General features: G+C 56.1%; 15 protein-coding genes. 4 read left to right on the top strand and 11 right to left on the bottom strand.

Annotation, left to right across the window (positions count from 1 at the left end; translation table 11 throughout):
* Positions 1-561 precede the first annotated feature (561 nt).
* A complete protein-coding gene (locus ACNT1W_RS17555) occupies positions 562-1,977 on the bottom strand; it encodes a pyridoxal phosphate-dependent decarboxylase family protein (RefSeq protein WP_261128446.1) in 1,416 nt (471 codons plus the stop codon).
* A 100-nt stretch (positions 1,978-2,077) separates the two neighbouring features.
* Between ACNT1W_RS17555 and ACNT1W_RS17550 the strand changes: the two genes are divergently transcribed.
* A complete protein-coding gene (locus tag ACNT1W_RS17550; RefSeq protein WP_419245928.1) occupies positions 2,078-2,950 on the top strand; it encodes a LysR substrate-binding domain-containing protein in 873 nt (290 codons plus the stop codon).
* Between the two features lie 2 nt (positions 2,951-2,952).
* Here the strand turns inward: ACNT1W_RS17550 and ACNT1W_RS17545 are convergent, their stop codons facing one another.
* The gene (locus ACNT1W_RS17545; protein WP_419245927.1) at positions 2,953-4,341 is read right to left on the bottom strand and encodes a CoA transferase; all 1,389 of its coding nucleotides are present in this window, start codon (positions 4,339-4,341) and stop codon (positions 2,953-2,955) included.
* Between the two features lie 62 nt (positions 4,342-4,403).
* Positions 4,404-6,587: a glycoside hydrolase gene (locus tag ACNT1W_RS17540; RefSeq protein WP_419245926.1), complete on the bottom strand. Its 2,184-nt coding sequence runs from the start codon at positions 6,585-6,587 to the stop codon at positions 4,404-4,406.
* Positions 6,588-7,101: 514 nt separating this feature from the next.
* On the opposite strand from ACNT1W_RS17540, the gene ACNT1W_RS17535 reads away from it, so the two are divergent.
* Both ACNT1W_RS17535 and mgtA read left to right on the top strand, forming a co-directional pair.
* Entirely contained in the window at positions 7,102-7,800 is a 699-nt protein-coding gene (locus ACNT1W_RS17535; protein ID WP_261128449.1) for an MgtC family protein, read from the top strand.
* 198 nt (positions 7,801-7,998) lie between these two features.
* Complete coding sequence (mgtA, locus tag ACNT1W_RS17530) at positions 7,999-10,698, top strand: magnesium-translocating P-type ATPase (protein WP_419245925.1); 2,700 nt, start codon at positions 7,999-8,001, stop codon at positions 10,696-10,698.
* 27 nt (positions 10,699-10,725) lie between these two features.
* Here the strand turns inward: mgtA and ACNT1W_RS17525 are convergent, their stop codons facing one another.
* The 7 genes from ACNT1W_RS17525 to ACNT1W_RS17495 form a co-directional block, all read right to left on the bottom strand.
* A complete protein-coding gene (locus ACNT1W_RS17525) occupies positions 10,726-11,499 on the bottom strand; it encodes a DUF3307 domain-containing protein (RefSeq protein ID WP_012145765.1) in 774 nt (257 codons plus the stop codon).
* A 2-nt stretch (positions 11,500-11,501) separates the two neighbouring features.
* On the bottom strand, positions 11,502-12,098 hold the full coding sequence (locus tag ACNT1W_RS17520) for a SatD family protein (RefSeq protein WP_017893286.1): 597 nt from the start codon (positions 12,096-12,098) through the stop codon (positions 11,502-11,504).
* 218 nt (positions 12,099-12,316) lie between these two features.
* Positions 12,317-12,496: a hypothetical protein gene (locus ACNT1W_RS17515; RefSeq protein WP_012145763.1), complete on the bottom strand. Its 180-nt coding sequence runs from the start codon at positions 12,494-12,496 to the stop codon at positions 12,317-12,319.
* 132 nt (positions 12,497-12,628) lie between these two features.
* Positions 12,629-13,390: a 3-oxoadipate enol-lactonase gene (pcaD, locus tag ACNT1W_RS17510; RefSeq protein ID WP_419245924.1), complete on the bottom strand. Its 762-nt coding sequence runs from the start codon at positions 13,388-13,390 to the stop codon at positions 12,629-12,631.
* A gap of 14 nt (positions 13,391-13,404) precedes the next feature.
* Positions 13,405-14,607 (bottom strand): 3-oxoadipyl-CoA thiolase, encoded by a 1,203-nt coding sequence (pcaF, locus tag ACNT1W_RS17505; protein WP_419245923.1) that lies wholly within the window; start codon positions 14,605-14,607, stop codon positions 13,405-13,407.
* Positions 14,585-15,265 (bottom strand): 3-oxoacid CoA-transferase subunit B, encoded by a 681-nt coding sequence (locus ACNT1W_RS17500; protein WP_261098016.1) that lies wholly within the window; start codon positions 15,263-15,265, stop codon positions 14,585-14,587. Before ACNT1W_RS17500 ends, pcaF begins: the two co-directional genes overlap by 23 nt.
* Before the next feature lie 11 nt (positions 15,266-15,276).
* Positions 15,277-15,963: a 3-oxoacid CoA-transferase subunit A gene (locus ACNT1W_RS17495; protein WP_115184371.1), complete on the bottom strand. Its 687-nt coding sequence runs from the start codon at positions 15,961-15,963 to the stop codon at positions 15,277-15,279.
* A gap of 179 nt (positions 15,964-16,142) precedes the next feature.
* On the opposite strand from ACNT1W_RS17495, the gene ACNT1W_RS17490 reads away from it, so the two are divergent.
* On the top strand, positions 16,143-16,976 hold the full coding sequence (locus tag ACNT1W_RS17490; RefSeq protein ID WP_012145758.1) for an IclR family transcriptional regulator domain-containing protein: 834 nt from the start codon (positions 16,143-16,145) through the stop codon (positions 16,974-16,976).
* 113 nt (positions 16,977-17,089) lie between these two features.
* Here the strand turns inward: ACNT1W_RS17490 and ACNT1W_RS17485 are convergent, their stop codons facing one another.
* The gene (locus ACNT1W_RS17485; RefSeq protein ID WP_419245922.1) at positions 17,090-20,116 is read right to left on the bottom strand and encodes an autotransporter outer membrane beta-barrel domain-containing protein; all 3,027 of its coding nucleotides are present in this window, start codon (positions 20,114-20,116) and stop codon (positions 17,090-17,092) included.
* Between the last annotated feature and the right edge of the window lie 65 nt (positions 20,117-20,181).

Genomic DNA, 20,181 nt, shown 5'->3' with positions numbered 1-20,181 from the left:
AAGTCAGAATAATCTGCTGGCGTATGGATTGCGGGGCAGTAACGGCAACTTGTGCTTGAGCCGCGTGCTCGCTGGTATTTTTATCATTGAATCTGCCCATCATGTCACGAAACGAAATTTTAGATTGCTAGGAAAATTCTTAAAAAAAATTCATGTGTTGTTTTTTTAACATTTCTTGGCCTATTTATTCATCAGTGTAAGTGCTGCAAGGTTTTAATGGTTTTATTTTTATTAATATTATCATATGGTTATATTTATTTCATGGGTTTTTGATAATGATAATTCTTCCATTCCTTATCACTTGCGATAACCAATAGTCACACAGAGTTAACATTGCCCGGTGTTTTTGTTACGAAAATTGGCGTTATAACAAAGAGTTGATGTGATTATTCGTGCTGTTACGACTAATGTGATAAATGTCAGTGAGTGATTAATTGGTTTTTCTGAACTATTTGGGAGCATCCCAGGGTACCAATATCCGTTGATCGGCCGGGGGGGATTGCTGCCGTAGAATAATCACCGGCAGCAATCAATAGTGCGGCGTTATCTTGACTTGTCCTATCAGCCAGTCTCTGCCAGGCAGTGACGTATCGATTCCAACGCCAGATGGATATCGCTTTCCTCGGTCATCCAGTTGACCAACGCAGCACGGACCCCCGGCTGTCCGTTATAACGGGTAGGGGTGCAGCGCACTACGCCGTGCCGATCGAGACGGGCTATAAAGCGATCGCGTGCAGCAGTAGCATCGCCTGCGACATTTTTGAGCGCAAAGCACACTACGTTCAGATTGACTGGCGCCAGCAGGTGGAAACCCGCGCTGGCCGTCAGCTCTGCCCCCAGCAACTGCGCCAGTCGAACATTGCGTTCAACCATATCTTGCATACCGCTGCGGCCATAAGCTTTCAACGCCATCCACAACGGCAGGGCGCGAAAACGCCGCGAGTTTTCCGGAGTCAGGTGCAGGTAGTTGTCTGGCCGCTGCGTCGGCGCTTCCAGATAAGCCGAATGGTTTTGGAAGACCTGCATCTGCAATGCCAGATGACGGCTAAATTGGATCGCGCTGTCGTAGGGCACGTTCAACCATTTATGTGCATCAACGGTAATCGAGTCAGCCTGCTCCCAACCGGCTAAGCGTGGCGCATAGTGCGGTGAACAGGCCGCCACGCCGCCAAAGGCCGCATCAACGTGTAACCAGAACGGGTAGCGCTCGCGCAACGCCAGCAGCTGCTGCAGGTCGTCGAAGACTACGGTATTCACCGTTCCGGCACTGGCCAGCACCATGGTCGGTACACCAACACTGGCAGCCAGATGCCGTTCCAACGCAGCAGGGTCGATAGCTTCGGAGTTCGGCAGGCTGTCGATAATTTTTAATGCATCGCGACCCATGCCGAGCATGCTGAGTGCTTTTTCGCTGCTGGAGTGCGCATTCGCTGACAAAACCTGTATGGCCCCTAACGCTGCCAACCCCTGTTCCGCAACATTGATGCCGCGCTGCTGCCCCAGCCACTGGCGGCCGATGGCCATGCCGACAAAGTTGGCCATGGTTGCCCCGCTAACAAAACTGCCGTTGAATGCCTCTGGCAGACCCAACAAGTCTTTTAGCTGCACAATGGTCGCCAGTTCAATTGCCGCGGCCACGGTATCGTGGCTCAGCTGACTGTTTTGGTCTACAGCGCTAACCAGCCAGTCTGCTGCCAATGCGGCAGGAGTCGAGCCGCCGGTAACAAAGCCAAAATAACGCGGCCCGGCGCTGGCAGAAAGACCCTCGGCATAACGCAGCCAGAAATCATCCAGTGCCGCCAGTGCGCCATCGCCGCTGTCAGCCAGTAAATTGTCACCCGGCTGTAGCTGTTGAGCGGCCAGAGGAGGGCAAACCGGGCGCTGTTGCAGGCCCGTCAGGAAGCCTTCGGCCAACTGCCGGGTGCGGTCGAGTATCTGTGGAAATTGCTCAAGGTCCTGCTGTAAACGTGGGTGCATCGCTGACTCCAGATGTAAGGGGCATGAGTGACAGCCTAGAACATTTGCTTTGTGGCGAAAATCGATGAAAAATGGCCTTTTTGGATAGTCTGGCTAACCAATGTTAAATGACTCGATCCCACTGCACATTCTGCCGACCTTTGTGATTGCCGCCCGGCTAGAGAATTTGCGCGCTACTGCCCTGCAAGTACATCTTACCCATGGTGCCGTCAGCCAGCAGATCCAACAGCTCGAACGGGCAATCGGCTGCCCGCTGTTTGAACGGCAGGGGCGCGGGCTGCGCCTGAATAGCGCCGGACGTGAGCTGTTGGCCGTTGCCGAACCGGCGCTGCAGGCATTGCAGCAAGGCGTCAGCCGGGTCAGGAGGATTGCGCAAAGTCAGGCTCTGCGTATCAGCGTGCTGCCCTCTTTTGCGCATTACTGGTTAATGCCGCGTCTGCCATCTTTTCATACGGCCTGTGCCGATATTGCGTTGGATATCGACGCCTCGCTGGTAGTGCAGGATCTGGTGCGCAAAGGGTTTGATGCGGCCATCCGCCTCGGCAATGGTCAATGGGCAGAGATGCAGGCACAGTGGATTGCCTCCGGAGAGGTGGTGCCGGTGGCCACCCCGGCGCTGGCCGACCAGTGGCAGGCAGCATTTGACCGTGGCGCAGCAGGCATACCGCTGTTGGAACATGATGTTACGCCGTGGCGTAGCTGGTTCACTGCGCATCAGCAGGTGGAGTCCGGCCGTCCCTTGGCATTATTCAATGATGCGGGATTGTTGATCCGCGCGGCTGAGCAAGGGTTTGGCATCGCGCTGGTGAAAAAACTACTGGTGAGTGATGCGTTGGCAGAGGGCCGCTTGACCGCACTGGCACCGGCACGACATCTTGATCAGATAGACTTTTATCTGGTTTGGCCGCAAACCGCCGGATTGACGCCGGCGGTCGAAGCATTATTGCACTGGTTGCAGCGGCAATTGGCCTGAGTTTAGCGGCGTAGCCATTGCGGCTGTGAACTGCCAAGGGTTGTCGCAGGCAATGCCCAGAGCAGTGCTGTGCCGTTCAACCGTAGCGGCGCGATAAGGCGTTGTGCCGCCCCCCAATGGGTCAGCTCGGTTTCCGGGTTTTCATCCGCAGCGGTGGCTGCAGCCAGCGGCGTTAACGGATGCTGTTGCGGGTAAGGGTTATCAAACAGCAGTTGTGCCGTCCGTGCCAGGGAGAGTCGGGCGCTGTAGCCGGTACCCTGTAGCAGGCGTTGACGCATGCCGTGCAGCACCGCCGTCGCCATCAGGTAGCCGGTTGCGTGATCGAGAGCCTGTACCGGCAGGGGGACAGGTACGGCGGCGTTTTTCCATTGCATGCCGGATTCCGCCAGCCCACAGCTCATTTGCACCAGGCTGTCGAAACCACGCCGTCCTCGCCACGGGCCACTCCAGCCATAGGCGTTGAGGCAAACGTCGATCAATCCCGGCGATAGTGTGCGGCGTTGTTCTGCGCCATAACCCAGTTTTTCCAGCGCTCCGGCGCGATAACCATGAACCAGAACGTCGGCGTTTTTCAGTAAATGCTCGAAGGTGTGACGATCGTGGGGGTTTTTCAGGTTCAGCCGTGCGCAGCGCTTACCGAGGATCACTTCATGTTCGACACCGGGTTCTTCCCAACCGTAGGGATCGATGCGTAATACGTCGGCCCCCAGACCGGCAAGAAAGCGCGTGGCGACCGGCCCGGCGATAATTCGCGTCAAATCCAGCACCCGCACGCCGTGCAGCGGTCTGGCGGCAGGCAGCGCCCAGCCGGGGGGCGGAGCTTCCGCCTGTTGTCGTTGATGGCAAAGCGGCTCCTGCGCAACGCTCTTGCCCTGAATATGTTGCCGCCATGCTTCGATTGAGCGCATTTCAGCCGCGCAGCCGCCGGCCTCGATCACTGCCTGCTCCAGTTCACCTTTTTTCCACGTCAGCACCTTTTGCGCCAGTGCATTTTTATCCTGATGCGGGCCCAGCACTTGTTCTACGGCTTTGCGGTGATGAGGGACATTGGTATGCAGGCGGATCCAGCCATCGCTGGTGGCATAGTCACCCGCCAGCGCGTCCCAGGCGGCCGGCAATGACCACCCGAGTGGCCGTAAGGTCCAGCCGAACCACAGCGACGCCAGCCGGCTGTCGACAAACACCTGCGGTTCCCCGCCCTGATTTTGTTGCAGCAGTTGGGCGCAGGCCAGCCCGGCGGCCCCCAGGCTGGCGGTTGCCAGCTCGCTGACCGGGAATGCGCTGTTCAGGCTGCCTTCGCCGCCGACCGTCAGCGCAATTGCTGGCGCGTTGTCGCCGTGGCCGAAGCTTTGCCCGATTTCTGCGAGCAGTGTTTGAGTAAGGGTATCCATCATCAACTCCAGGTTGCCGGTCGGGGGACTGTGCCTAGCCTAGTTCACCCCGACCGGAGTTGCTATGGTGTGATGTTCAGGATGCGACCGTCCGCCAGTTTGGCTCGCAGACTATGGGCGGCAATGCCATCGAATGCTTGTTGGCCAAAGTTGGCCGTCAGGGTTGAACCGTCGCTGAAGGTGGTTTGCTGTACCCAACCGGCTTGATCAAGCCATTGGAAGTCGGTCAGTGCCTTATCCCACAGTGCCAGATGCAGCGGACGGAAGGCCGCATCGGCCTGTTTGATTTGCGGCAGGCGTGTCTGCAAGGTCGCGCGGCTGAGGTGGAACATCGGCGCGGTGTTGTACAACAGGCTCAGCAGGCTGCGGGTGGTTTTGACATCGCTAAACTTCAGGTTGTCGTAATTCCAGTGGTGGCTGCTGATCACCGCATCGTGAAATACCGCCTGATACATGGGCAGACGATAACGCGGATCAAATTCCACCGTGCGATAAGGCTCTTTTACTTTGGCCGGGCTGAAGAAGAAAGCCGGCTGGGCATTGGGCCACCAGGCTCCAAGGTAGTAAGGGGAGGATTTATCCTGATTCATCTGTTTATCTCCCCAGCCAAATCCCCAGGTTTCCATGCCGTGGGCAAACATGATGTGGCGTGCGGTTACCGCGTTGCCATCCTCGGAGCCGAGCGGCAGCTTAAGGGTATTGCTGAACCAGGCCAGCCGCGCATTGCGGGCCTGCGCCATTTGCGCTGCGCCGGTCGGGTGATCGGGCTGATAGTCGTCTGAAACCATCCCGGTACCGTCAACGTCCAAAAACAGGCTGTTTAGCCCGGCCAACTGCACCAGTTCGCGCATGCGCTGCTGAGAGTAAGGCAGCACGCAGCCTGGATTCAGGTAGTAACCCTGCTTGCCGAAACCGGGCTTTTTACTGCCGTCGGCCCGTACTATGGCGCACTTTTCACGTAGCGCCGTTGGCAGTTGGGCAGTTAGCCAACTGTCATTGACTCCGCGCGGAATGCCGGTGTCGTAAGAGTCGTAGCTGGCAATCAGGTAACCCGATTTTTTGGCACTTTCTACCGCCTGCGGATGCAGGAATTCGGCGGTCCAGTTATCGGTACCCAGCCACAGACGGGGCAGCCCGGCCTGGTGAAGCGCCTCGATCAGCGGTTTCGCCAGCCCCTGGCCCCAGCTATCCGGCGGTGTCAGATAGGCTCCAAGCTGCCGCTGCGTCCATTCCCGTACGTTAGTGGCTTGCTGGCGCTGCGCCTGCAGAAAATCCTTGTCATCCGGCGTGGCTTTCAGTGGCGTTAATGCCACCAACGCCTGATTAAGGGCATCAACCAAGGCTTGTTGCTGCCAGGCTTCCGGCGTTTTCCCCGCCAGTTTCTGCACCGTTTTCTGGCTTTCGGCATCCATTTTCTGCCACAGCGTTTCGCCGGTTGGCGATGTCAGCCAGGCAAGTAATCCCGGCCAATTTTTCACGTCGGCCGGTGCCAACAGCTTGTCGCCCCACAGATAAATATGGGTGGCACCTATCAGTTTCTCACCCTCCGGCGCGATACGGATTTTATCGCGCAGGCTGCTGAACTGCCCGCTTTGCTGCAGGTATTCGCGATAACGGCGAGCGCCGGAAAGTGGGGTATCGCCTACGTGCAGTAACACCTCGAAGGCTTGTTGTTGATTAAAACGGTTGAACTGGTGGCTGCTGTGCATGGTGAGCATGTTTTTAGCGCCGGCAAAGGTAACCTGATTGCTGAACGGGGTGAGCAACAACCAGCTATAAACCTTGCCCTGCTGTTGTTGGCTCCACAGCGGCAGCTTCAGATCCCAGTTGGTATCCAGCGGTGTCATTTCTTTCACCAGATAACGCTGCCAGACGGCGTTATCCAGAGGGATGCGGCTGCCTTCGCCAATCGGTAACAGTAGGGTGGTGGCCTGCGGCGGCAGGGTGAACCAGTTCAGCGTTTGCGCCCGGTCGCTGCTGAAGCTCAGGCGCAGATCGCCGCCTTCCAGCCTGGCGGTGAGCTGCATGGCGCTGTTGGGCCATTGCCAACTTGCCTGGGCAGGCGTGCTTTGCAGGTTAGCCACGGTTTGCCCAACCTGCGCCTGGTTGACCTGGATCTTGCCTGCGGTGACCTGCAGCGTGGCCGGATCGATTTCATAGCGGGTTTCACCCTGTTGCAAGAGCAGGGCCTGGGCGGGAAAACCGGCAAACAAGGCGAGGCTGATAGAGAGGCGAAGCATGTTCATCGAATAGTTGTCCTTGGTGATGATTGTCCTGCTGAACTTTCAGTTTATCGGGAATTAGCGGGCGACCCAATGCCAATTATCTATATTCGTGTGATGAGTCAAATATACGAAATTAGTGAGTTTAGTTTTCGTTTAATAATTTGGCCTTTACATCATCACCCCACGTCACTATACTCAGCCAAAATTTCAGTGAGGAAACACAATTGGACAGTTTTAGTTGCAGTGATATAAACAAGGCAAGCTGACCAATCCTCTTCTGATTTGTTGCTTGCCGAAAACGGCGGGCAGCACCCCTCTCAAGTTATTCCGAGCTGTGCAAACCCGAATCTTATTGTTGTCCCTGTTGCCCAATGGCATCGGGTGAATTGATTTGGACGCTATTATGGCCACTTTCAGCCACAGCCTTTTCCCTCCAGGCATTCACACGCTCAACCGCTGATTTATTATCGGCGAGATTTCGCGTGTGCTAAAAAGCACATGATTTTATCTCCTGCAGTTATTTAAGGGGAAAGTCATGGCTATGACTCCTTTTGTTTTAAATTTATTACTGGCGATGAGCCTGGGCGCGGTTATTGGCGCTGAGCGGCAGTGGCGCCAACGTATGGCCGGTCTGCGCACCAATGCATTGGTGGCAACCGGAGCTGCGGTCTTTATCCTCAGTTCCATGTCTACCGATCCTTCCAGCGCCGGACGAGTTGCCGCGCAAATTGTCTCCGGTATCGGCTTTTTGGGTGCCGGGGTGATTATGCGTGAAGGGCTGAATATCCGCGGGCTGAATACCGCCGCCACGCTGTGGTGTTCTGCGGCGATTGGCGTGCTGTGCGGCCTTGGCCAGTATTGGAACGCGGTACTGGCGACGCTGGTGATCCTGTGTGCGAATATCCTGCTGCGTGAAGCGGCGCAGCGTATCAACCTGCAACCCCAGCAGCAGGCGACCGATCTGGAAGTGTGCTACCGCATTCAGGTCACCTGCGGTGAGCAGGATGAAATACTGGTGCGTACCCTGATATTGCAGGCGCTAAATGGTGTGGCATTAAAATTACAATCGCTGCGCAGTGCGGATATTTCCATTCCCGGTCAGTTGGAAGTTTGCGCGGAAATAACCGCGAACCCCGCGGTGCAAAAAGAAATTGAGGGCATAGTCTGTCGTGTCAGCCTGGAAAAAAGCGTGAGTGCCGTGCGCTGGCGCATTGCTTCCGAATTGCCTGTTTGATTATTGATAAACATTCACTTTATTAAGTGATAAGGAGGCGTCATGGACGGTGACCCCGAAAGTTTGATTATTAAACGTTTCTGGCGTGGAAATAAACCGCGTTAATTACGTCAATTAAATAAATTCCACTTTGTGCTTATTCACCCATTAATTGGGCGGGGTAACCCTGTGCGCAGAGTAAAATAAGAGGATAGCGTTATGACCTATATTAATGAAAACGTACGCCGTCGTGATAAAAAAACGACGCCTTACGCCATCGCCCAAGAGGCGAAAAACAGCGTTGATCAGACGCTGGCCAATTTAAAATGTAATCGCAATGGCTTGACCCAGGACGATGCGGTCGAACGCCTGGAGCAATATGGCGTTAATCAGGTGGCTCATGAGAAGGCGCCCCATGCGCTGGTGCAGTTATTCGCCGCGTTTAACAACCCGTTTATCTATGTGCTGATGGCGCTGGCCGCGATCAGTTTCTTTACCGATTACTGGCTGCCGGCCCGGCGCGGTGAAGAAACCGATCTTACCGGCGTGATCATCATACTGGTGATGGTTTCACTCAGCGGGTTACTGCGTTTTTGGCAGGAGTACCGCACCAACAAGGCGGCGGAGACGCTAAAGTCTATGGTGCGTACTACCGCGACGGTACTGCGCCGCAGCAGTTACAGCGCGCAGGCTTTGACGCTGGAGATACCGATCCGCGAACTGGTGCCGGGCGATATTATTAAGCTTTCTGCCGGCGATATGATACCGGCGGACGTGCGTCTGCTGGCCTCACGCGATCTGTTTATCAGCCAGGCGATCCTGACTGGGGAAGCGATCCCGATCGAAAAATACGATGCGCTGGGCAACGTCAGTCAAAAATCGAGCGAAGACGAAGTTTCCAGTGAACATGCGCTGCTGGAACTGTCGAATATCTGCCTGATGGGCACCAACGTCGCCAGCGGTACCGCCACGGCGGTGGTGGTTGCGACCGGCGGGCGTACCTATTTTGGTTCCTTGGCAAAGTCGATAGTCGGTTCCCGTTCGCAAACCGCGTTTGATCGCGGAGTGAACAGCGTCAGTTGGCTGCTGATCCGCTTTATGCTGGTGATGGTGCCGATCGTATTGTTGATTAATGGCTTCACCAAGGGCGACTGGAGCGAAGCGGCGCTGTTTGCTTTGGCAGTAGCGGTCGGGCTGACGCCAGAGATGCTGCCGATGATCGTCAGTTCCAATCTGGCGAAGGGCGCCATTGCCATGTCACGGCGTAAAGTGGTGGTCAAACGGTTGAATGCCATCCAGAACTTTGGCGCGATGGACGTACTCTGTACCGACAAAACCGGCACCCTGACCCAGGATCGCATCATCCTCGAACACCACCTGGACGTCAGCGGCATCAGAGACAATGAAGTGCTGCATCTGGCCTGGCTGAACAGCTTCCACCAGAGCGGGATGAAAAACCTGATGGATCAGGCGGTGATCCGCTTTGGGCGTGGCAAACCGGGCATTGAAGCATTGGGGCGTTTCAGCAAGGTTGACGAGTTGCCGTTCGATTTTGTGCGTCGCCGCCTGTCGATCGTCGTAGCGGATGAAAACCACCAACAGCGGCTGATCTGTAAAGGGGCCGTGGAGGAAATGCTGGAAATCGCTACCCATGTACGTGAAGGGCAGCAGATTTTACCGCTGGATCAGGCGCGACGTGAGGCACTGCAGGCGCTGGCCGCCCAGTATAACGAGGATGGATTCCGCGTACTGGTGTTGGCAACCCGAGAGCTGGGGGAACAAAACAATGCCTTGCCGCTGAGCGTGACCGATGAACGCGATATGGTGATCCAGGGCGTCCTGACCTTCCTTGACCCACCGAAAGAAAGTGCGCAGGAAGCTATTGCTGCACTGCAGGAAAACGGCGTGGCGGTGAAAGTCCTGACCGGCGATAACCCGGTGATCACCTGCAAGATTTGCCGCGATGTTGGCCTGGAACCTGGCGAACCGCTCTCCGGACCGCAGATTGCCGAGATGGACGATGCCACATTGGCGCGTGAAGTGGAGCAGCGCACGGTCTTTACCAAACTGACGCCTCTGCAAAAGTCGCGGGTGTTGAAAATGTTGCAGGCGAATGGTCATACCGTCGGTTTCCTTGGTGACGGCATTAATGATGCCCCGGCGTTGCGCGATGCCGACGTAGGTATTTCGGTGGACACCGGCACTGATATTGCCAAGGAGTCGGCAGACATCATTTTGCTGGAAAAAAACTTGATGGTGCTGGAAGAGGGCGTGATCAAGGGGCGCGAGACCTTCGGCAATATCATCAAGTACCTGAACATGACCGCCAGCTCCAACTTCGGCAACGTGTTCTCCGTGCTGGTGGCCAGCGCATTTATTCCGTTCTTGCCGATGCTGGCGATCCACCTGCTGATCCAGAACCTGATGTACGATATTTCTCAGCTGTCGCTGCCGTGGGACAAGATGGACAAGGAGTTCCTGCGTAAACCGCGCAAGTGGGATGCGAAAAACATTGGCCGCTTTATGCTGTGGATTGGGCCGACCTCGTCGATTTTCGATATCACTACCTATGCGCTGATGTGGTTTGTCTTCGCTGCCAACAGCGTCGAGCATCAGGCCCTGTTCCAGTCCGGGTGGTTTATTGAGGGGTTACTGTCGCAAACGCTGGTGGTGCATATGCTGCGTACCCAGAAAATTCCGTTTATTCAGAGCACCGCTGCATTGCCGGTTCTGCTGACCACGATATTGGTGATGGCGTTGGGGATTTATCTGCCGTTCTCACCGCTTGGCGCCCTGGTTGGGTTGCAGCCGCTGCCCTGGGAATACTTCCCGTGGCTGGCCGGTACCTTGATCAGCTACTGCGTTGTCGCGCAGCTAATGAAGCGGTTCTATATTCGCCGTTTCGGTGAGTGGTTGTAATTATTGCGGGCGCAGTCTACTGCGCCCCTACAGCAGTTTCTTCACCAACAGACCCAGCATGATGGTCAGCGTAAAGGAAAACAGCGTACCGAGCAGCACATACTCGGTACGCATTTTGTCATCACTCTGGCGTAAATCACCAAAGCGAAAGATTGACTTGGCCGCCAGCAAAAAACCGATAGCCGGGATCTGCCCTATCAGCACAAAGGTCAGGATCAGCGTTCTTTCCAGATAACCGATTTGTTTGCCTGCGCGTAACAGCGAATCGTTATCCGCTTTGGCTGACGGCGGCATCTGTGGCGTCCAGCGCGCCAGCAATTGCCCCATCAGAATGCCCATCGGCATATAAATCAATAAATAAGCCAGTAGCAGCAGCCCGGATTGCCAGCGAGCCGCGGCGCTAGCCAGCACGCTAATCAGAGCGAGGGCATTCGGCGTAAGCAACAGCCACAGCAAAACAATCACCGTCAGGTGCAGGCCTTGATCGAGCAAAAAACCACGTGCCTGGCTGAGGCGGGTTAACAGGGTGACTTTCAGCAGGTCGGTCAGCCAGTGGCTGATGGCAATAACCAACAGGGCGAACAGCACTTGAGCGGAAGAGATCCCGCCATACAACAGAGCAAAAACGGCCACGACCCAGGCAGCCAGCACGCCGTGCAGCAGGGCATGCAGCAGCAGGAAGCGAGAGCCGGCCCGATGACGTATTTTATCTTCAACCCAACTACGCGGTTGCAGTGGGAAGTCGGCAAGCAAATGGGCTATCAGCAACCAGATCAGCAGGGGCAGGTAGCTTAAATCCATATTCAGGTGATCCTGTTAATCGCGTGAATAAATCGCATGATTTCCTCGTAGGCCGCGCGTTTGAGCGTTGCGGAGACCGTGGAGGCGGCCTTTTGCAGTTTCTCTGCCACTTCCTGGTTACTGGTGGCGAACATACGGGCCTGGACTATCCGCGCTTCGGTCTGCGAAAGGCGGCTAACCACATGATCTAACATTGGCAACAGATCGCTGACAATGGTATTGGTCTGATCGTTATCATTTTTCAGAGCCAGTCGGCAATTTTTCATCAGGCCGTCCAACGCCTGACCCGAATTCACAAAGGCACTGCCATAGCCGGCGCTCTGAGCCTGCTTTGTGCCCAGGCCGACAGCGATACGGGCATCCCAGCGTTGGGCGTCCATGGCTTTGAGCGCGATGCGGATATACACCGCCAGCAGCAAACCAGACTGCGGCTCGGCCACTGCCTGAAAGGCATCGCCACGGAAAATATCGAACTGCTGAATAAGCTTAGCCTGTTGCAGCTGGCTAAGCAGGGCATTTAAGCCGCTAAGGTAGTGAGTGGTGTCTAACTGCCGGGAATTGACCAGATCGCCGGTGATCACGCTGACTTGGGCTGGCATGTGTTTGTCTGCTCTGAAGCGGGGAGTGATGGTTGAATTTCGCATCTAAATACGAATATGTCAATAATTCGTATCTGAATGCGAATATGTAGATTATTCGCCTCTCAATACGAAAAATGAGGGTCGATTGAGTGGGTCTGAGTTGTTCAGCCGGGAATACGCGGGCCAGAAGGCTCGCCACCGGCGAAGCGGGAGGTATAGCGGTTATGAGCGGGTTTTTAGAAACTTTGTACCAACACTTCGCGCGGCTGTTCGCTGCCGTGCTTCAACAGATAGTCGAAGGATTTCTCGCTGCTTTTCAGTTGCTGCAGAAACTCCTGCGGGGACAGATCGTGTTTTTTGCCGCTCATATAAGCCAGCGCCAGCTCTTTTGCCTGATAACGTGAGAAGTTGTACATATTGGTTAGCCCTCGAAACGGTGGATTTCAGTGCTAACGATTGTAACCAAAGAGCACATAATGAACAGACGCTTTGGCGTATGGATTCGATAGCTAAAACTTAACCTGACGTTTCGGCATAGTATCAATGCGTCAAATCTTCTCGGACAGGAACTCGACAACGCTGCGGTTGAAGAGATCCGGACAGGCAATATTGGAGATATGCGAAGCAGGCAGGCATTGCAGTTCGGCATGGGGGGCGTTGGCGACCAGGAATTCGGCGTCCGCTATCGTAGTCACCGGGTCCAGTTCTCCGGCTATCACTCTCATTGGCCGCGTCATAGAGACAATTTCCGCACGGAGATCAGCCAGAGCCAGTGCATCGCAGCAGGCGGCGTAACCTTCGGCATTACCGGCCGCCAGCCCGGCGACCAGTGGGGCAACTCGTTCAGGATGCTGCTGTAAAAAAGCTTCGCTGAACCAGCGAGCGGGAGAGGTGGCGGCGATCGGCGCCAGCCCGGAGTGGCGCACCTGTTGGGCACGTTGCTGCCAGCCTTCGGCACTGCCGATGCGGGCGGCAGTATTGGCGACCACCAGTCGCCTGATGCGTTGCGGGTGGTAGCGGTTGAGCCATAACCCGGTCAGGCCGCCCATCGAAATGCCGCAAAAGTGGGCGCTTGGTGCATCCAGATGATCGAGCAGGGCGATCACATCCTGGCCCAGATCCTCAAGCCGCAGCGGAAACGTTGGCAACGGTGTGGCACCGTGCCCGCGCTGGTTATAGCGCAAGACGTGAAAGCGCTCAATCAACACCGGCAGTTGCGCCTGCCACATGTCGAAGGTGGTACCGAGCGAGTTGGACAGCACCAACAGCGGCGCTCCGGCGTGGCCATCAAGGCGATAGTCGATATCCATGCTGTTTCTCCGTCTCATACCCGTTCGATAATCAGTGCAATGCCCTGGCCGACGCCAATACACATAGTGCACAAGCCATAGCGGCCGCGCGTCTTTTGCAATTGCCAGGCGGCGTTCATCACCAGCCTGCCACCGGAAGCACCCAGCGGATGACCGAGGGCGATCGCACCGCCATTGGGATTCACCTGAGCGGCGTCGTCACTCAGCCCCAGTTCACGCGTCACCGCCAATGCCTGTGCCGCAAAAGCTTCATTAAGCTCAATCACGTCCATTTGGTCGAGGCTCAGCCCGGCAATTTTTAATACCTTGCGTACCGCTTGAGCCGGGGCAAAGCCCATAATTGAAGGCTCAATACCGGTAACGGCGCTGGCGATAATACGGGCCATGGGTTGCAGTCCGTGGCGAGTCATCCCGGTTTCGCTGGCCAGCAGCAGCGCGCAGGCACCGTCGTTCAGCCCGGAAGCATTACCGGCGGTCACCGTTCCCTGAGGGTTAACCACCGGTTTCAGCTTCGACAGGGCTTCCAGCGTGGTGGCGCGCGGGTGTTCGTCCTGAGTGAACAGTAACGGTGCGCCTTTTTTCTGCGCAACGCTGACTTCAATCAACTGCTCGGCGAAAAAGCCGCTTTCCTGCGCGCTAGCGGTGCGCTGCTGGCTGCGCAGGGCAAAGGCGTCCTGATCCTGGCGGTTAATCCCGAATTTGAGGGCGACGTTTTCGGCGGTTTGCGGCATCGACTCCACGCCATATAGCGCCTGCATCTGTGGGTTGATAAACCGCCAGCCCATGGTGGTGTCTTCCAGTTTCATCATTCGGCTGAAGGCGCTTTCCGCCTTGCCCATCACGAAGGGCGCACGGGACATGCTTTCTACACCGCCGGCGATCATCAGTTCACTTTCGCCGGTTTTGATCGCCCGGGCCGCCATCGCCACGGCGTCCAGACTGGAGCCGCACAGGCGGTTGAGGGTACAACCGGGGATCTGTACCGGCAGCCCGGCCAGCAGCAACGCCATGCGCGCCACGTTGCGGTTATCCTCTCCGGCCTGATTGGCACAGCCAAGCAGCACGTCGTCCACTGCCGCCCAGTCAAGTTGTGGGTGGCGTGCCTGCAACGCTTTGAGCGGCAGGGCGGCCAGGTCGTCGGCGCGAATGCTGGCCAGGCTGCCGTTGAGTCGACCAAAAGGCGTACGGACGGCATCACACAGGTAGGCGGGGATCATGCGGTGGTTCTCCGTGCTGAAGGGCAAAGGTCAGTTCGACCGGGGTGACTGCTTGCAATTGCTGCGGGGTCAGCCCGCCGAATATTTCGCGTACCACCAGACCCTGAGATGTCACGTCCATCACCGCCAGATCGCTGTAGATGCGATCGATACAGCCGACGCCGGTCAGGGGATAAGTACAGTGGTGAACAATTTTGCATTCGCCTTTTTTGGTCAGGTGTTCGGTCATCACAAACACCTGACGGGCACCAATCGCCAGATCCATTGCGCCGCCGACCGCCGGGATTGCCCCCGCTGCGCCGGTACTCCAGTTAGCCAGATCGCCGCGTTCGGAAACCTGATAGGCACCGAGCACGCAGATATCCAGATGACCGCCGCGCATCATGGCAAAAGAGTCGCCGTGATGGAAAAAGCAGCCGCCTTTGAGCAGGGTGACCGGCTGTTTACCGGCGTTGATCAGTTCAGGATCTTCCTGGCCGGCCGCCGGTGCCGGGCCCATGCCGAGAATGCCGTTTTCGCTGTGCAGGAAGATCTCTTTATCCGCCGGCAGGAAGTTGGCTATCTGGGTTGGGATCCCAATGCCCAGGTTGACGTAGGCACCTTCCGGGATATCGCGGGCAATACGCTCGGCTAGCTGTTGATGAGTGAGTTTGGTCATAGGGGCGCTCCTTAAGCCGACGGTGGCGCAGGGTGATCGGGCGTAGTCACCAGGCGTTGCACGAAGATCCCCGGCGTAATGATATTTTCAGGATCCAACTCCCCCAGCGGCACCATGCGGTTGACTTCGGCAATGGTGCAGGCGGCGGCCATGGCCATAATCGGCCCAAAGTTGCGCCCGGTTTTGTTGTACAGCAGGTTACCCCAGCGATCGGCTTTATCGGCCTTGATCAGCGCGAAATCTGCCTTCAGCGGTAGCTCGAACACATAGTGTTTGCCGTCGATCTCGCGCGTTTCTTTACCTTGCGCCAGTTCGGTGCCATAGCCGGTCGGGGTGTAAAAACCGCCGAGCCCGGAACCGGCGGCCTGAATGCGCGCCGCCAGATTGCCCTGCGGGATCAGCTCCAGCTCCAGTTCGCCACGGCGGTACAAGTCATCAAATACCCAGGAGTCCGACTGGCGCGGGAATGAACAGACAACCTTGCGCACGCAACCGGCCTTTAACAGCGCCGCCAAGCCAAAATCCCCGTTACCGGCGTTGTTGCTGATCAGCGTTAGCCCGCGCGGCCGATGGCGGATCAAAGCGTCCAGCAGCGTATAGGGCTGACCGGCCGGGCCAAAACCGCCGACCATAATGGTCGCGCCATCGGGAATATCGGCGACGGCGGCATCGATGGACGCCACGTATTTATCGATCATCTGCTCTCCTGATTGCGCAACGGTAATTTCTGCGTGACGCTTATGGGCCTGGATTTACCTTAAGGGATGAAAAAAACAGCGACAAGTGCGAATATCAGCGTATTGTGCGATTATCGAAACATTAGTCCTTTGGTGATCAATTCTGTGATACGGATAACTATATTGAGTCGGAGGTCAGGATGAGTGATGCGTCGGAGTCTGGTGCTGGAGAACTGCGTCGGTTGCAGGAGATCGGGGAGTTAAGCAACGATCAATATAAGGGTGACCCCAATTTTATGGCGTCGTTGGCCAGGGGACTGGAGGTGCTGCAGGCCTTCCAGCCGCAGTATTCACAAATGTCGGTTTCTGAAATCAGCCAAATTACCGGTATCCCACGTGCGGCGGTGCGGCGTTGCCTGTACACCCTGCGTGCGTTGGGATTTGTGCATTGCCCTGACGGCCGCCATTACCGGCTGCTGCCGCGGGTGCTGACCATCGGGCACGCCTATCTTTCTTCTTCCGAACTGGCGAAAGCGGCGCAGAACTCGCTGGACTACCTCAGTAAGCTGCTGAATGAATCCTGCTCGGTGGCGACGCTGGACGGTGACAATATCCTGTATATCGCCCGCGCTTCGGTGAAGCGTATTATGACAATCGATTTGGGGCGCGGCAGCCGCCTGCCGGCCTATGCGACTTCGATGGGACTGGTCTTGCTCAGTTCGCTGGATGAAGAACAGTTGGACGATTATCTGTCGCGGGTCAGTTTCGAACCGCTGACCGAATTCACCGTGACCAGCGCCGAGCAACTGCGTGAACAGTTGGCTAAAGTGCGTCGGCAAGGCTATGCCATCAACGATCAACAGTTGGAAATTGGTCTGCGTTCTATCGCGGTGCCGATGCATTCCCGCAAGGGCGGCGTAGTCGCGGCGATGAACGTGGGCGTCAACGCTTCACAAATTTCGTCGGCGGAACTGCGTGAGCGGGTGCTGCCACAGCTGCAACGCACGGCGATGGAGCTGGCGCTGCTGCTGTAGCTCGCGGTTGGATGAGCACCGCTGAATGGTCATCGGCTGTTTCTCATTGCCGATGGCCAGCGGCGGCAAGGGGGACCAACAGCAGGCTCAACCGGCTGGTGCGGCCTGCGTTTTTACCAGGACCAACGGACACCGAGGTTAGCGCCCCAGGGTGATTCAATTTTGTCCCCTTTACTGTATCTTGCATCGGTATATATCTGGGCATCAGGGGTCAACTGCAGGGAAAGCCCCATGCCGTACTCACCCCGGGTACCGGACAAATCGTTGTTGAATCCGTTCCCATTAATACTGACGGGGTTAGTGTTCACGAACTCCTGAATGGCGGCCATACGTAGCCAGGGTTGCAGCGTCATGCCATTCTCCAGAGGCAGCGTTCGCCCTAAAACGCCATTCAGGATTGCCTGTTGGGATTTGGCGACGCCGCTGGTGGCCTGCAAGCCATTGTCGAACGTATAGGATTGCCCTTTCACCCACAGCGTAGCCAGTTGCAAAGAGGGTTCAACAAACCAACCGCTATCCAGCACAAATTGGCGGCCGACTTCCAGCGACAGACCAAAGCCAGGCGTGTTGTAACCACCCCTGGTTTTTTCCCCATCAGTCATTCGGACATCAGCATGGCTACTAAAATTATTGGCTTTGAGTAGCGCATCGACAAACCAGCCCGATTCCAGTAGCCAGGTATTGTAGCCGCCAATAAAGAAGCTATTGATGGTGCCAGTGCTGCCCTGACTGAAATCGAGCGCATTGCGACTCACACCACTGAATAACCCTGTCAGCCATTGGCCATTATTGGTGTCGCGTGCGTTGTCGACACCCACGGAAATGCCTGATTGTGTTTGGCGGTAACCAAGGCCTGCGCGATCATTCACCTGATAGCGGCTCCCCAGTGTGCGAACCCAGGCGCCACCCCGTTGTTTTCCCTGTCGCACCTCACCCATACGGGTTCGAAGGCCGGTCAGTTCGCCATACCAGAGAGTCGGCGTGGCATTGAACAAACCCAGCGCGGTGTGGGTGACAGGCGTCACTACCGGTTTTTCTTCGGCATCATATTTTTGCGCCAGTACCCAATCATTGTCGCGTTGTTGCAATTCATACTGATAGGTCCCGGCGTCCACGGCACCGTTGTTCAGCGCAAAGTGACTCTTGCCGCCACCGGTCGTTACCAGGATTAAAGCGCTGTCCGTAATGTCGGGTTCCCGGCCACTGTTCTTGATCATCAACAGATGTTCCCCGTTAGCTTCCCCGCTGACGGTAATTAAATCACCGGTTAACGCCGCTAAATCCGTATTCATGACAAAGGCCCCGTTCCCCGACAGTGAATCCAGCGATAAGGTCTGGAAGGCACCGTCAGCGTGACGAAAGACGACCTGGCCGTCGTTGTTTAGCGCCCTCAGCGTGGAGTCATGGGTCACTGTCCACCGGCTGGAATCGCTCAGGCTCAGACGGTTGACCCCGTTGACGGCGCCATTGAGCAATGTGGCCCGACTCAACGCCACATCAACCGGGTTTTCAACGGCAGAACGGATATCCCCGTTGAGCACCACCCGATTGTCGGCAATCAAATCCACAACCCGGCTGTCATTTGGATTAACGCTGCTACCGGCCAGATTCTCCAGTAAAATGCCATTGCCGGCGGTGAGTTGCGAACCGTTTTTTATCGTCAGTTTTAGCGTTGCGCCGTTGGTTTTTATCGCCGGGCCCAGGCCGCTGGACAACATGACGTTATCCAATACGACGTTACTGACGCCGCCGCTGGAAGTATTGCGGATGTAGAGTCCGGCGGCATTACCTTGTGTAGTCAGCGTGCTGTTGCTGATATTCAACGTGCCGGTTAGCGCCCACAGTGCGTGGCTGTCTTGTCCTGCCGTGGTGACCGACAGCGCATTGCCGTTAATGACCGAACCGGGATAGGCCAATAATCCGGAGCTGTCGCTGTCGGCAGTTTCAATGCGTGCGTTATCAAGGTTAATTATGCCGCCACGGGCTGCAAAGACACCGATGCTACGCCTCCCGAGTGTGGTGATGTGCAGATTATTACCTTGTACCCGGGATTCGCTGTACAACCCGTAGCCGCCGGTGCCGGAGGTGTTTAAGCTGCTGTCTGTCAACGTGGCCGGGCCAAAATGCGCATTGAAGGCGTGCGAGCCAACGCCGTAAGTCGTGAAGGTCGCGCCGACGACGTCAACTGAGGAGTCTGCCGTTGCTACCCAGAGTGCATCTCTATAGTTGCTTTGTGTGGTAAAACTGCCGCCCCGAATAGAGGCCTGGGCCGCGACATTGAGATTGACGGCCATCCCTCCCTGCGTGTTGACGGTGGTGTTATCAAGCATGACTTGACCGTTCAATATGTAGATCCCATCCCCTTTCTGGGTGCTGATATTACTGTTATTCAATAAAACGCTACCCCGCCCCCCGTCGCTGTTATAGATTTCTACACCCCGATTCTCCCCGTTGGTTGAAATATTAACGGCATTCCCTTCGACCCTTCCATTACTCACTTCCAACGCGGCCTGGACTCCGGTTCCTCGTAAAAAAATATTAACGTTTTCTAACGTGGCATGGGCGAATTCTGCATTTGAACTGGTCAGGGAAATACCTTTACGGTTTGCATCGGTGGCAACAATAGTTGAATGGCTCATTGTTAATGTGCCGTCCGTTAGGGTGACGCCGCCACTGCGAGGGCCGTTGGCTGAAATTTCCAAATTATTCAGTGATAGCCGGGCCCCGTTGCGGCCAAAAACGCCGGCACTGTAACTGCCGGCGACGGTAATATTGCCGCTGTTCATCACTAAATTCCCGCCATCAACATTGACGGCATGTGCTTGTATGCCGTTTGTCGTTAACAAGGTTCCGTCCAGGCGGGCACTGCCCCCGGCGCGGATATTCGCCGCATAAAGCGAATTGCCGGTCGTACTAAAACTCAGCCCGGTCAGTGACGTTTGCAACAGGCTGCCGTCACCGGAGCTAAACAGAGGGTAATCACCGGCCGTTGTGCCGGTATAGCCGTGGGTAACGTCCAGTGTTGAACCATCAACGACGCGCCAGGGTGAGGCTGCATTGACGACGGCGGAAAATCCACCGGTGGTCGCCAGGGCTAACAAACAGCCGCGGGAGAAAAATGAAGGGGCAAAAGAGGCCATATTACTATCCTTGAATGGTCCGATTTTTTTAATTTCATGCGAGTTGATGTATATATAAAAATTAT

Origin of the sequence: Serratia sp. NFX21 (genome assembly GCF_048517035.1) — a bacterium.
GTDB classification, from domain to species: Bacteria; Pseudomonadota; Gammaproteobacteria; order Enterobacterales; family Enterobacteriaceae; genus Serratia; species Serratia quinivorans.
The sequence above is the reverse complement of the archived record's forward strand: the minus strand, read 5'-3'. Positions and strand labels throughout refer to the sequence as shown.

What these genes read in the sequence shown, in the direction of transcription:
- ACNT1W_RS17555 (WP_261128446.1), bottom strand. Translation starts at nt 1,977, where the DNA reads ATGCACCCACGTTTACAGCAGGACCTTGAGCAATTTCCACAGATACTC.
- ACNT1W_RS17550 (WP_419245928.1), top strand. Translation starts at nt 2,078, where the DNA reads ATGTTAAATGACTCGATCCCACTGCACATTCTGCCGACCTTTGTGATT.
- ACNT1W_RS17545 (WP_419245927.1), bottom strand. Translation starts at nt 4,341, where the DNA reads ATGGATACCCTTACTCAAACACTGCTCGCAGAAATCGGGCAAAGCTTC.
- ACNT1W_RS17540 (WP_419245926.1), bottom strand. Translation starts at nt 6,587, where the DNA reads ATGAACATGCTTCGCCTCTCTATCAGCCTCGCCTTGTTTGCCGGTTTT.
- ACNT1W_RS17535 (WP_261128449.1), top strand. Translation starts at nt 7,102, where the DNA reads ATGGCTATGACTCCTTTTGTTTTAAATTTATTACTGGCGATGAGCCTG.
- mgtA (WP_419245925.1), top strand. Translation starts at nt 7,999, where the DNA reads ATGACCTATATTAATGAAAACGTACGCCGTCGTGATAAAAAAACGACG.
- ACNT1W_RS17525 (WP_012145765.1), bottom strand. Translation starts at nt 11,499, where the DNA reads ATGGATTTAAGCTACCTGCCCCTGCTGATCTGGTTGCTGATAGCCCAT.
- ACNT1W_RS17520 (WP_017893286.1), bottom strand. Translation starts at nt 12,098, where the DNA reads ATGCCAGCCCAAGTCAGCGTGATCACCGGCGATCTGGTCAATTCCCGG.
- ACNT1W_RS17515 (WP_012145763.1), bottom strand. Translation starts at nt 12,496, where the DNA reads ATGTACAACTTCTCACGTTATCAGGCAAAAGAGCTGGCGCTGGCTTAT.
- pcaD (WP_419245924.1), bottom strand. Translation starts at nt 13,390, where the DNA reads ATGGATATCGACTATCGCCTTGATGGCCACGCCGGAGCGCCGCTGTTG.
- pcaF (WP_419245923.1), bottom strand. Translation starts at nt 14,607, where the DNA reads ATGATCCCCGCCTACCTGTGTGATGCCGTCCGTACGCCTTTTGGTCGA.
- ACNT1W_RS17500 (WP_261098016.1), bottom strand. Translation starts at nt 15,265, where the DNA reads ATGACCAAACTCACTCATCAACAGCTAGCCGAGCGTATTGCCCGCGAT.
- ACNT1W_RS17495 (WP_115184371.1), bottom strand. Translation starts at nt 15,963, where the DNA reads ATGATCGATAAATACGTGGCGTCCATCGATGCCGCCGTCGCCGATATT.
- ACNT1W_RS17490 (WP_012145758.1), top strand. Translation starts at nt 16,143, where the DNA reads ATGAGTGATGCGTCGGAGTCTGGTGCTGGAGAACTGCGTCGGTTGCAG.
- ACNT1W_RS17485 (WP_419245922.1), bottom strand. Translation starts at nt 20,116, where the DNA reads ATGGCCTCTTTTGCCCCTTCATTTTTCTCCCGCGGCTGTTTGTTAGCC.